The 12644-nt window shown below is 39.3% G+C and carries 10 protein-coding genes; 4 read left to right on the top strand and 6 right to left on the bottom strand.

What is annotated here, in order from left to right; translation table 11 throughout:
* The first annotated feature begins 293 nt into the window (after positions 1–293).
* The gene (locus H5187_RS09850; protein WP_220493090.1) at positions 294–755 is read left to right on the top strand and encodes a hypothetical protein; all 462 of its coding nucleotides are present in this window, start codon (positions 294–296) and stop codon (positions 753–755) included.
* Between the two features lie 270 nt (positions 756–1025).
* Here the strand turns inward: H5187_RS09850 and H5187_RS09845 are convergent, their stop codons facing one another.
* Positions 1026–2042 (bottom strand): lytic transglycosylase domain-containing protein, encoded by a 1017-nt coding sequence (locus H5187_RS09845; RefSeq protein WP_182797812.1) that lies wholly within the window; start codon positions 2040–2042, stop codon positions 1026–1028.
* A 4-nt stretch (positions 2043–2046) separates the two neighbouring features.
* Positions 2047–2328 carry a YcgL domain-containing protein gene (locus H5187_RS09840; protein ID WP_145235637.1) on the bottom strand — a complete coding sequence of 94 codons (282 nt, stop codon included), beginning with the start codon at positions 2326–2328 and terminating at the stop codon, positions 2047–2049.
* A 169-nt stretch (positions 2329–2497) separates the two neighbouring features.
* On the opposite strand from H5187_RS09840, the gene minC reads away from it, so the two are divergent.
* Genes minC through minE form a run of 3 tightly spaced genes read left to right on the top strand, consistent with a single transcriptional unit; the run spans position 2498 to position 4288 of the window.
* The gene (minC, locus tag H5187_RS09835) at positions 2498–3202 is read left to right on the top strand and encodes a septum site-determining protein MinC (RefSeq protein WP_145235640.1); all 705 of its coding nucleotides are present in this window, start codon (positions 2498–2500) and stop codon (positions 3200–3202) included.
* A gap of 5 nt (positions 3203–3207) precedes the next feature.
* The gene (gene minD, locus H5187_RS09830) at positions 3208–4017 is read left to right on the top strand and encodes a septum site-determining protein MinD (protein WP_145235643.1); all 810 of its coding nucleotides are present in this window, start codon (positions 3208–3210) and stop codon (positions 4015–4017) included.
* Between the two features lies 1 nt (position 4018).
* Positions 4019–4288 (top strand): cell division topological specificity factor MinE, encoded by a 270-nt coding sequence (gene minE / locus H5187_RS09825; RefSeq protein ID WP_145235646.1) that lies wholly within the window; start codon positions 4019–4021, stop codon positions 4286–4288.
* A gap of 180 nt (positions 4289–4468) precedes the next feature.
* On the opposite strand, the gene H5187_RS09820 is transcribed toward minE, so the two are convergent.
* From H5187_RS09820 to H5187_RS09805, 4 genes are all read right to left on the bottom strand, one after another.
* Positions 4469–7270, bottom strand: a complete 2802-nt coding sequence (locus H5187_RS09820; protein ID WP_182767953.1) for a TonB-dependent receptor — start codon at positions 7268–7270, stop codon at positions 4469–4471.
* 290 nt (positions 7271–7560) lie between these two features.
* Complete coding sequence (locus tag H5187_RS09815) at positions 7561–8520, bottom strand: isoaspartyl peptidase/L-asparaginase family protein (RefSeq protein ID WP_149980228.1); 960 nt, start codon at positions 8518–8520, stop codon at positions 7561–7563.
* Between the two features lie 94 nt (positions 8521–8614).
* A complete protein-coding gene (locus tag H5187_RS09810; protein WP_310736618.1) occupies positions 8615–9676 on the bottom strand; it encodes an alpha-mannosidase in 1062 nt (353 codons plus the stop codon).
* Positions 9677–9829: 153 nt separating this feature from the next.
* Positions 9830–12613 (bottom strand): discoidin domain-containing protein, encoded by a 2784-nt coding sequence (locus H5187_RS09805; RefSeq protein ID WP_182797810.1) that lies wholly within the window; start codon positions 12611–12613, stop codon positions 9830–9832.
* Positions 12614–12644 lie beyond the last annotated feature (31 nt).

The raw sequence follows: 12644 nt of genomic DNA, 5'->3' as shown, positions 1-12644 counted from the left end.
TGCTGGCGAGGGTCGTCAATTGATTCGAAATATTTAAATAGTTGAATATCAGGCATGGGGGCTCCTTAAAAAGGAGTATAAGATCATACTTTTAAGTCAAGGTAAAGTTCGTGATCTTGCCCTGCGTCGTTTTACGGAACTTACGAGCCATAATGCCCGTTAGTTTAATTAACTGTTTACAAAAGTAGTTATTGCTGGAATTATCACGATTTAAAATAATTAGTGTGTTGCCAATTACCCGAATAGGAAGGTTGAGCCGCTAGACTATCTAAGGAATGGTGTTAAATTTAATTATGATATTACCTCGAAATCGAGATTATTTTCAGATATTTTTAGCCTCTCTATCACCAATGATTTTCGTGGTACTTTTACTTGCAGAACTTGAGTTTGAATGGGTTTATTCATTATCAATTATTATTCTCTGCTACTTAGCTTCATTCATATTTTGGTTTAAAAATGGAACTAAACCAGCAGCATGGATTAGCAAAGGTAGACTACATATTAGAGATGGCGTATTCGGTACTGATGTTATCCATAAAGACTTACTAGAATCCATGCGTTATGAAATTGGCCATAAGCGTGCTGTCACAGGTAGTAATGCAGATGAAGCTGAGATGCACATATTGGTTATTAAAATGAAAGGTTTTGATGAGTGGACTTTGCCTATTAAAGATTTAATAGAACATGGGCCTGATTTAAGGCTTTATAAGTTTATAAGAGATAATTTTTATAATTTGAAGCTGGTGAAAAAGTAGTTATAACAAGCTTTTAAACACAACACAGAATAAATATAACGCTTATTAATTAATGCAGTTTATTAGTTCAGGTTTACAGAGGATTTTTCGTTGGGTTTCGCTGCACTCTACCCAACCTACGCAGTCAAGTTTAACTCCGGACATACAACTTAAAGCCTACCGACCCTTGCAAGTTTATACATTTTTTACAAACGCAAGCGCGAGATAAACTCGCGCTTTCTGTAAACGCCCTAGTACCTAATTACCTAGAGCCTAGCACCTAATTACTTATTAAATCGCTGGGTAACCAATGCGATCAGACAAGTAACCAACACTGGTGGCAAAGTAATATGAGCGATTCCAATGCATTAACGCTTTGTAATTATCATAAGCTAAATACATACGGCCATTCATATCATCAGGCATAACCAATGCCGCCGTTACATCTACGGCTGGTAAATCAGTACCATCCATTTTACGTACACCTAAAGCTTGCCAATCAGCTAACGAACGCTCTGAATCAGCCCAAAACTCTAACCATTGAGTACGTGTTTTAGTGCCACGTTGCAATACATAGCTAGGTTCGAAGCTTTGTGGTAACTTAATTTGACGACCCCAAGTAAGATCACTATTCCAGCCAGCTTGCTTTAAATAGTTAGCTATTGATGCAAAGGCATCAACTTGGGTGGTCCAAATATCTTTTCGACCATCTTTATCATAATCTACCGCGTAGGCATTAAATGAGGTAGGCATAAACTGCGTTTGCCCCATTGCACCTGCCCATGAACCTTTGAATTTATCTAAAGTAATGTGCCCTTCCTTTAGAATGTCAAGCGCGGCCCATAATTGGTTTTTATACATAGTTTCGCGACGGCCATCAAAAGCCAGCGTGACTACCGATGAAATAACGTTGTGACCGCCTTGGATTTTACCAAAATTACTTTCAAGGCCCCATAACGCAACAATAAAGCGTGCTTGCACGCCGTACTCGGCTGCAATTTGTTCTAAAATATCTTTATTTTCAGCGTATAGTTTACGTGCGCGGTCAATTTTCCATTGTGGCACACGCTTTGGTAAGTAAGTCTCTAAGGTTTCTTTAACTTCAGGCTGATTTTTATCAGCAGAAATTACCTTTTCTTTAAAGTGTGCTGTAGCGAAAGCATCTTCAATTAATTGACTATCGTAGCCTTTTTGTGCTGCTTCTTGTTTTAAACCTGCAACATATTCATCAAATTGTGCTTGGGTCTTGGCCAGTGCCGATGTACTGATACAAGCACTACATAAAATTGCAGCCAATTTAGTTATTATATGTTTAGTCACTATCAACTCCATTTTGTTTTCTATGCTCAGCTAGTAAGTTAGCTTCAGGTGGCGGTAACTGGAGATAAAACCCGACATCAGTTAATGATTTCTCAACCAAACTTAAATCAGCCCCGCCTAAATGCGTTCGTTTTGCTAAATTAATTAACATTACGTAATGAGGTTGACCGAACATAGCCATCAAAGGTTCCGGTACCTTGCTAAAATCATCTCTTTTTTCTACAAAAAGGAAGGTATCCGCTTTTTTCTTACTTTTATATACCGCAGTCAGCATTATGACCCTATAAAATCTTGCTTAACAGTGCTGCACACTATAACATGAGAGTCATAATAAGTTAGAAAAATTAGATTAGAAATTTCACCTTATCCATATAAACACAGGCCTTATTCAGCCTGCGTTTATCTAAAATTGATTTCTGATCACACTATTCAATTGAGCGTGTATGTCGGACCAAACTTTTGAGCTAAAAGGGAATCTTTTTACGTTATCAGTTTTACATCTTTATAGTACTGATATAAACCTGTTAGCTGAGCAACTGTATATAAAAATTGCCCAAGCCCCTCGTTTTTTTGAGGGTGCTCCTATTGTTGTTAATTTAATTGAGATAAAAAATAATCTTGTTGATTTTGTTCATCTAAAGTCTTTATTAGAACGAATGAACTTTAATGCTGTTGGAGTCTGTAATGGCTCTGATGAGCAACATACGCAAGCCAAAGCCGCTGGGCTCTCAGTTTTAAATTATTCACAAGACGTTAAGAGTGAACCTGTTACAAAGCAGAGTAATACTTCAATTGTTGAGAAAACAGTTTACTTACCTGCCCAAGTCATCAATGGCACAGTGCGCTCTGGTCAACAAGTGTATGCTAAAGACCGTGACTTAATCGTCATTGGTGCGGTAAGCCATGGTGCAGAAGTGATTGCTGATGGCAATGTACATATTTATGGCACATTACGTGGTCGTGCAATAGCAGGCGCACAAGGTTACAACGAAGCACGTATTTTTTGCCAAAAATTAGAAGCAGAACTTGTTTCTATCAATGGCAACTACTGGATCAGCGATTCTCTGCAAGGTGAGTTCTGGGGCAACGCTGCACAAATCCAACAAAAAAATGAATCATTAGAAATTTCAGCTTTGGTTAAAGGATAAATCTTATGGCAAAAGTCATTGTCGTTACGTCAGGTAAAGGTGGTGTAGGTAAAACTACATCAAGTGCTGCAATTGGCACAGGTTTAGCACTTAAGGGCTATAAAACAGTCATTATAGATTTTGATATCGGTTTACGTAACCTTGATTTGATCATGGGCTGTGAACGTCGCGTTGTCTATGATTTTGTTAACGTTATAAACGGTGAAGCAAATTTAAATCAAGCACTTATCAAAGATAAACGGGTAGATAAATTATTTTTATTACCTGCTTCACAAACTCGCGATAAAGATGCTTTAACTCGCGAAGGTGTTGAACGCGTATTAAACGAGCTGAAAAAAGACTTTGATTATATCGTCTGTGATTCGCCAGCAGGAATTGAAGCCGGCGCTATGATGGCAATGTACTTTGCTGATGAAGCAATTGTAACAACGAACCCTGAAGTTTCATCAGTTCGCGATTCAGACCGTATTTTAGGTATTTTGCATAGCAAATCTAAACGTGCTGAAGAAGGACTTGAAAACATAAAAGAACATTTATTACTGACTCGCTATAACCCAGAGCGAGTAGCTAAAGGTGAAATGCTGTCAGTTGAAGATGTGCAAGATATTCTTTCTATCGAATTGTTAGGTGTAATACCTGAATCACAAGCGGTATTAAGTGCATCAAACTCAGGCCAGCCAGTTATATTAGATACAGAGTCTGATGCTGGGCAAGCTTATGCCGATGCAATTAATCGCTTATTAGGTGAAACAGTCGAATTTCGCTTCTTAGATGTAGAAAAGAAAGGTTTGTTCAAACGGATATTTGGAGGTTAACGTGTCACTACTTGACTACTTCCGCTCAGAAAAGAAAAATACAGCGTCACTAGCAAAAGAGCGATTGCAGATCATTGTTGCGCATGAGCGCTCACAGCGTGGTACACCTGATTACTTGCCACAATTGAAACAGGATATTCTTGATGTTATCCGTAAATACGTCAACATCAGTAATGACGCGGTTCAAGTCCAATTCGATCAAAACGAAGATGACTTAGCGGTATTAGAACTCAACGTCACTTTACCTGACGAAGAGAAAGAAAAGAAATAACTAAAAGGGCGCTATTACAGCGCCCTTTTCACATTTTAATAGCATAAAAAATCTAATGCTTATTTTTACTACTTAGCTTTATTATTTAATTAAAGTCTGATTAATAAACCTTAAAATTTAAATAAAATAGGCATACCAACTAAAGAATACCCTTTAAATTTATATTATAAATTATAATTTTTAGAAACTATAATTAGCACCTAAATAAAAGCGTCGTCCTGAATACTGGTTATAAGTAAAGCGATTACTTTGTTTCCAATAACCTTCTTCAACTTCCTCAGTTAAGTTAACCACAGAGGCTGTTAATGACAACTGCTCAGTCAAACTATAAGCCGCATTAACATCTAACTGACCATAATCTTTCGTATACATGTTGTAACCTTTATGGATGCCATTTGCACGATCATCTTTCCAGTTATAAGATGCCCTTACACTAAAGTCATCATTTTCAAAATACACTGAAAGATTATATTGGTGTTTGGCTGTTCCTGGGATTTCAGCATCTGTTTTTTCACCCTCATTGGTAACTTCGCTGGTGCTAGTGTCCGTAAATGTGTAGTTAGCTAAAACACCAAATCCACTTTCAAATGAATGTTGGAAAAAAAGTTCTATACCTGTTGACTGAGCTTCACCTCCCCCCACTTTAGTATTCATTTCCACTTCAATCGGCCCATTACAGCAATCGTGCTCACGTTGTACAATTTCGAGAGAAGAAATAGGCAAGTTAGAAATATCCTTATTGAATAATGTAGCACCCAAAGCAGAGCCGTCACCATAATACCATTCAACGCCTAAATCGAGCTGATCTGACAGCATAGGATCTAAACCTGTATTAACCGAAGTGCCTCTACCACGCCCAGTCCAAGAATCGGGTGAGTTTATATTAACCGGTGGCCCATACGACTCAGCTTGGCTCAAATCTGAATAACTGACACGTGACATAGCGCGTGCTGCAGCAAAACGCACAACAATATCATCGTTCACATCCCATGCTAAATTCAAGCTAGGGAGCCATTCCCCATCGTCACTTGAGCGCTCATTAGGGGCCGTATCATTACTATCTTGGCCTATTACATCATCATAAGTTAATGTACTTAGTTCAGTATTAACGTAACGAACGCCAAAGTTCCCCCTCAAATCACGCCATTGAAAATTACTTTGTGCATAGACCGACCAAATATTTTCCTCTAAGGTATACGTTCCAGATAATGTTGGAACTACAGTTGGGCTAAAGTTATTTAAAAGATACTGTTCTAAAGCAGCGAAATCAAAGGCAAGGAAATCAAAAGCACCAGTGTTTCCGGCACTGTTATCAATAATGGTATCACTTACTAAACTTTCTGCGTCTGGATGAAAGTCAGGATTGTGAAACCATTCATTACCAGATAAATAACCTCGGTAACCACCGTTATCAGCGATGCCATCATCCCAACGAAAATCATTTCTTATACCTTTAATTTCATGTTGTCGATACTTTGCTCCGACAAAAAAACTGGTAAAAAAATCACCATCAAAATCTATTTTAAGATCCGATTGAATGTAATCTTCAGAGTCTTTATTTTCTGATGAATAAGAATCAAACCAATCATAGTATTGGTATGCTTGTTTATCTTTTGATAAATCTGTGGAAACTTCGTAGCTAGGCTTACCATTTTCTATATTAAAAAACCAACTGTTAACTGAACCTTGGCGAGCATCTATGTTTGCGTAAGTTTCTTTTGATGTACCACCTTTAGCTTCGGTATGACCAACTTGGACTGAAAGTGAATAACCATTTCCATAATAAGTCGCATCAAAATCAAAAGAGTTTGATTTTGATTCACCAAAACGTTCTCTTGCAGTCAATTGAGGTGATAAAAGCCCACGCCTTACTGGAACACCATCGTTAACATCAGCATCCCCAAAATTATTATCATTTAATAGACCATTATCTGCATTTCCATAAGCAACAACAGTGTCTCCATCTAGCTTAACCCCGAAATATGGATTGTGATTATCATTCCATTCAGCGAAAAACACTTCTTGTCCAGTTTGATCATAACCAAGCTTAGCGCCAAAATAGTTAAAATTTAGGTCTAACCTATCTGTTGGCATCCATTGGATAGCAAGCTGATAACCATCACGTGTTCGATCTTGGTTAGCATTTTTTACATGCATACCCGATGGTGCCCACACATTGTTATAAACCTCACCTGTTGCTTGATCGACAATTGCTGACTGATCTGCACCTTCAACTGTATCTGAGTAAAAACGCCAACCCGACGCTACATTAGAGACTGTTGTAACAGTTCTATCTTGTCGTGTATAGCCGGCTAAAATACCGAAACTTTCATCATCATTCTTCCATGAATAAAGTATATTAAGTTGAGGTTGTAAGTCCTCAGAAACATCATCGTAAGTTGCTTCAACACTTAAAGCGCCTGAATTTTGATCCATCTCAAGAGGCTTGCGAGTATTTAAAATAACAGTCCCACCAATCCCCCCTTCATCTATACGCGCTTCTGCACTTTTATAAACTTCCACGCTACTAATCATACTGGCTGGTAATAGCGCATAATTGAAGCTTCTACTCGGTACGCCTGTATCTGATGAAGCAAGGTAATTACCATTGAGTTGGGTTAGTGTCCAATCTGGAGATGTGCCACGAATACTGACTCGACTGCCTTCACCACCGTCGCGATCAATAAGTACACCAGGAACTCGCTGTAACGAATCTGCGACGTTCTTATCTGGAAATTTACCAATATCTTCAGCTGTAATTGCATCGACATTTGCTGTAGATAGCCTTTTAATCGCAAGGTTTTGTGCTGCTGATGAGCGTATTCCACGAACTTCAATCACTTCAAAGTCATCGTTATTTTGATTATCTTTTTGATCTGCATACGCGACATTGCAAGCAGCCATTAATGCTAAAAATAATACTGATCTATTAAATTTTCGTGAAAGTTCAGTTGATTTATTAATGTTACTATAATCAGCCATACCAATCTCCATCATTGTGTGTGTTATATTTCACTCAGCAAATTTCTAGTTACGTCGAGTGATTTATTATATCTTTACAGCCACTAACTCATGCGGTTAATAAATTGTAAAGGTCACAGTTAGGATAAGGTTACTGTATATAAAGTGATAATATATTTTCGGTGTGAATCAGTATAAAATCGGCGTAAACCACAATAAAAAACAATTTAAACGGTAAATATTCACTCTTTAATTTATATAAAATTATTCAATAAAATCATAATTAAAAATTCCGTTAGTTCCTTAATAATTCACAAAATACTCGCCGCATCTAGTAATTTACTTCCTGTCTTAGAGGTTACTGCATAATTAAAACCAGGTTGAATACAATAAGAGCCATATTCACCAGATTTACTCAAGGCTAAAAAACCGACTTGAAACTGTTTATAATCACCCAGCTTATGAGCAATTCGCTCAACTGCGGCCTTACACGCTTGAGTAGGTGTCATACCTTGGCGCATCATTTCAACTACTAAATGGCAGCCTACCGTTTTTATCATCAACTCGCCCATGCCCGTTGCCGTTGCAGCACCGACTTCATTATCAACGTACAAACCTGCACCTATAATGGGCGAATCACCTACTCTGCCTGACATTTTAAAGGCCGCGCCACTAGTGGTACACGCCCCAGATAAATCGCCACTACTATCAAGCGCTAACATGCCGATTGTGTCGTGGTTTTCAATATTGATCACGGGCGCATATTTTGATTCCACCAGCCAATCTTGCCAGGCCTTTTTAGCTTGCGGGGTTAATAAGTTTTCTTCTATAAACCCTTGTGATTTAGCAAATTGCAGCGCCCCTTCACCTACTAACATCACATGCGGGGTGTTATCCATCACTAACCGGGCAACCGAGATGGGATGCTTAATATGTTGTAAACATGCAACAGAGCCGCAGTTTTGATTTTCATCCATAATGCAGGCATCGAGGGTAACGTTCCCTTCTCTGTCTGGATAACCACCATATCCTACTGTCATCACATTCGGGTCTGCTTCAGGAATTCGCACACCGGCTTCCACAGCATCAATGGCTTTACCATGCTCAGCAAGTACCTGCCACGCGGCTTTATTAGCCGCTATACCATGTTGCCACGTTGAGACGACGATAGGCTTATTAACTTTACTTTTAGCTACTGTCTTAAACGGTATTAATGCAACAGCACTTGAAATAGCTGATAACTTTAAAAAGTCACGTCTGTTAGTGATCATTATTGTTCCTCATTAAATTTGCGAGCATCGGCTGTAAATCAAAAGCAAGCGATTTAATTTAACCACGACTTGCATATAGGGTTGGTATATCTGTTTAATCTTTAACTGAGCGTATATTTAAAGACTGTTGAAAACGTTCACTCCAATAATGAGTTCGTTTTAAATAGTAATCAGCAGCTAAAGGGCCGTAATCAAGATACTTATAGTCACCCACTTGCTTCTCAATCGCAGGCTCGATCTGAGTCCCTTCGTGCCATTCATTAAATGAGGTCACTCCGATAAAGGTTGGAGCCACTGCAATTGCTTTTTTAAACATCGTGTCGTAGTACTTTCCAGCTTCGCGTGCTCTGAAGTTTTTTTTGTTCCACGGACGAATTCTATCGTCTGCATACCCAGGACCGACACTTGGAATAAATAGTTTATTATGTTGCTTTGCCCACTTAGCTAGGTATGGCCAGTTTTTAGTGGTACTGCCATAAACAAACCCATCAACAGCAAAGTAGGTATAAAAGCCATCCATACCACTGTTTAAAAAGAATGACTCCTCACCTTCATCAACCCACAGCCCTATAAAGTTAGCATCATACGTTTTACCTCTGACTGTTAATTCGCCTTTTGGTAGCAACACCTTCTGCCATTCACTGATTGGCATTTTGTATGAGTCATAAACATAATATAATGGCTTGCCTTGGTAATGATATAAAGCGGGATGTTGCCCAAAGCGCTGGTCTAGCTGTTTTACTACCTGTAAAAATTCAGCCGCACTGTGATAGATAGGTTCAATATGGAAGTTAACTTTAAGGCCGATTTTAGCGGCTTTATCCATAAAAACTGGCACTGAACTGGTACCAAAATCGCTATCGCCCCACCAGCTTAATATAATTACGCTAACTCCTGCTTGTTTCATCATCGCTAAATGGGTATCCATAAGTGCTTCGTCGTTTGCACTGTAAGTACCTAATTCAGGATAAAAATTAGCACCAATGTCATCGCCGCCAGGGTAGCCTTTACGTCCAACAATAGGTTGATCACCGTAAGGTAATACCTGATGATTCCAGTGCGCCCATTGACCATCAACTTTTAAGTTGCCATACCAACTGTAATAAAATATATGCAGACCACGCTGTTGTGATCCGGCTGCAGATCCAGCAGTCACATAAAAACTGCATAATAAAAAGCTTATTAAGATGGCCGGGCACCTTATTAATCGTGAAAGTTTATTCTTAAACAACATATTATTTACCTTTTCACCTAAAAACAGGCAGCTTGAAGCGCTATTTAGCACCTACAAGCTACCAAACAATCAAAACTAAAATGGTTGCTGTGGGCCTATTAGTTCAAGTTCAGAAACGTGAACTTGCTGAGCATCACCATTGTTAGCACTAATACTTAAGCGATATAAGCTAAAGGCAAAACCATTCCCTATTGTAAAGAGACGTCGTTGATTCAATTGTTCAAATTCCTCGTCTTTAAAGCTCGCTATTTCTAACCATGTTTTACCGCCATCATTTGAGCCTTGTAAGGTGAAGTTTTTCGGATCTTTGTTGTTACTATCACTGCCATTCGTGATTGCGATATTAGTGACAATCTGTGCTTGAGGTAATGCAACATCAAGCCATACAGGCATAGTTTCAGTGGCTGCCGTCCATACCGTCGCTTTATCATCATCCGTTGCATTACTTTCTACCACTCCCTCTTGCTCGCCAGTACCTGCAAGGACTGATGAGGCAGTTGCAGAATGATCAACTGAAGCAACCTGCGGACCTATTAGCTCGATCTCTGCTATTTGCATCAGCGTATCGTCGCCACGGTTTTTAGTTATATTGAAGCGATAAAAACTAAAACCTAAATCGTTAGTAAAAGTGAAAACACGTCGTTGAAAACGCTGCTCAAAGTTCTCACCTAACCAAGCACCAAGTGTGATCCAATTTTCACCATCATTTGACGCTGCTAAGTTAAAGTTTTGCGGATCGCGTGAGTCAGCATCGTTTGCACTTGTTAGTGCCAGCTTATTAACCGCTGTCGTAGTAGTGAACTGTACCATTGCCCAAGATGGATTTTCAGCGCTTGGCGCGCCAGTCCAATCATTATGGTCCAACCATTTGCTATCAACATCACCATCGAACGCTTTAACACCCGCCTCACCATCACCAATCTGATTACGAACAGTAATTATTGCATCGGCTGATAACGCATGATTTAAATCTGCCACTTTAGGTCCTACCAAGGCAATCTCAGCAATTTTTACCCCAGCGCCAGCGGCGGTTTTAGTTATGCTTAAACGATAGCTAGAAAATGCCAGTGTATTATTGGTCGCAAACGATAACCTTTCACCACGACGTTCAAATTTTTCATCTGAATAATCAGCTAAATGAACCCATGTTTGCCCATCATCATTACTTGCAGCAAGTGAAAATGTAGCGGGATCACCATCTGCGTTTTGAGCATCTGAGATCAGTACTAACTTATCAACGGCAGCGGCTTGTGCGAGCGTAGCTGTTATCGAAACGGGTACTTCAGTTGAAGGCACATCAGAGACCCAACTTGTGTCGTCATTATTATCAAATGCCAGTGCATAACTCTCACCTGCACTTGCAGATATTACAGCACTGCCAATTGGTTCTGCGTGATCAACACTTGCATTTATAGGCCCCACAAAAGCAATCTCTGATAACTGCATTAAACCATCATCACCTCTATTTTTAGTGATATTTAAACGATATGAGTAAAATTCTAAACCATTGTCAAAACGAAACTCACGTCGTTGGAAACGCTCATCAAAGTTCTCACCAATAAATTTAGCCAAGGTTAGCCAGTTTTCGCCATCGACAGAACCTTGAATATTAAAGTTTTGAGGATCTCGAGACTCAGCATCATTAGCACTCGTAATGAACACGCTATTAACAGCATGTTTTTCAGCGAAATCAACTTGGATCCAAGATGGGTCTTGCTCACTTGGCGCACCTGACCAATCATTATGATCAAGCCACTTGGTGTTCGTGTCACCATCAAATGTTTTACTTTCAGCTTCGTTGTCACTTATGCGATTACGAGCTGTGATCGTTGCTGTAGCAAGATTTTCAGCATTGGTAATTTCTTTAACAGGGCCACTAGATGCGGCACTTTCAAGAAAAGGGAGCGCAACATCAATGACATCCTCAGCTGATAGCGCTAATTTATCTAGGTAAGGAAAACCAGCAATGGTTTTCAACATTCGCTCACGCAATGGCTGTAAAGCGACTACATCCCCGTCATTGGCTAAGTTAATCGCGCTAATAAGTTCGTTAATAACACCCGCGACAGTTTCATCTTTACTAATACTTGCAAATACTGCGTTAGCTAAAGAAAGTTTAATAATATTAATGTCGGCCAATTGGTCAATACAATTACCTTCACTATCGCAATCTTGGCCTACTACAAAATTATCGTAGCTTTCGGCACTGATCAATTGGGTTTTAAATACATTGGCTTTACTGTCGATCCCCAGTGCTTTTAGTACTAAACGCGAGTTATCCGATAAAGCTAATTCATATAACTCACGCACAGCAACATTTAAACCATTGACAATACCTTGCTCAACTAAGTTAGTAGCGGTTGTAGTTAAAGCATTTACTTGAAAATTAGCGTCTGCTACGCCATCACTTGTGGATGCGAAAGGCACATCAACATATGTTAAAGTCGCTAACTGCAGGTCAGCAATCTCAGTGCCACTGATCTGTTCACCGATTAGGTGTTCAGCACAGCTGGGCGCATCACAGATCATCGTTGAGTTAGCATCCGTATTAACGGTCATCTTAAACATACCGTTAATACCAAAGCCTTGTTGACTTTCTATGCTCAGATTTACCATACCAGCAGCATCGGTTTGACTATTAGACGTCACCTTAATATCTGAGCCATTCATTTGCTTTACAGTGACCGTTGCAAAACCTAATGTCCCTTTCACTGCACTACCGGTAATATCAGCAGAGGTAATATCAATTTTTGCTGGGATATCAGTCGGATCCGGATCATCAGCACCACCACATCCTGATAGGCCGATCATTGCTACCAGCATAATGCTAGATATTTTACTAAGTTTGGGCTTATTCATGTTTATTCCTCTATACGATTTTGGTTATTTG

Source organism: Pseudoalteromonas sp. SG44-1 (assembly GCF_014164315.1).
Classification (GTDB): Bacteria; Pseudomonadota; Gammaproteobacteria; order Enterobacterales; family Alteromonadaceae; genus Pseudoalteromonas; species Pseudoalteromonas rhizosphaerae.
Note: the sequence above shows the minus strand (reverse complement) of the source record. Positions and strands in the feature narration are given on the sequence as shown.

What these genes read in the sequence shown, in the direction of transcription:
- H5187_RS09850 (WP_220493090.1), top strand. Translation starts at nt 294, where the DNA reads ATGATATTACCTCGAAATCGAGATTATTTTCAGATATTTTTAGCCTCT.
- H5187_RS09840 (WP_145235637.1), bottom strand. Translation starts at nt 2,328, where the DNA reads ATGCTGACTGCGGTATATAAAAGTAAGAAAAAAGCGGATACCTTCCTT.
- minC (WP_145235640.1), top strand. Translation starts at nt 2,498, where the DNA reads ATGTCGGACCAAACTTTTGAGCTAAAAGGGAATCTTTTTACGTTATCA.
- minD (WP_145235643.1), top strand. Translation starts at nt 3,208, where the DNA reads ATGGCAAAAGTCATTGTCGTTACGTCAGGTAAAGGTGGTGTAGGTAAA.
- H5187_RS09820 (WP_182767953.1), bottom strand. Translation starts at nt 7,270, where the DNA reads ATGGCTGATTATAGTAACATTAATAAATCAACTGAACTTTCACGAAAA.
- H5187_RS09815 (WP_149980228.1), bottom strand. Translation starts at nt 8,520, where the DNA reads ATGATCACTAACAGACGTGACTTTTTAAAGTTATCAGCTATTTCAAGT.
- H5187_RS09805 (WP_182797810.1), bottom strand. Translation starts at nt 12,613, where the DNA reads ATGAATAAGCCCAAACTTAGTAAAATATCTAGCATTATGCTGGTAGCA.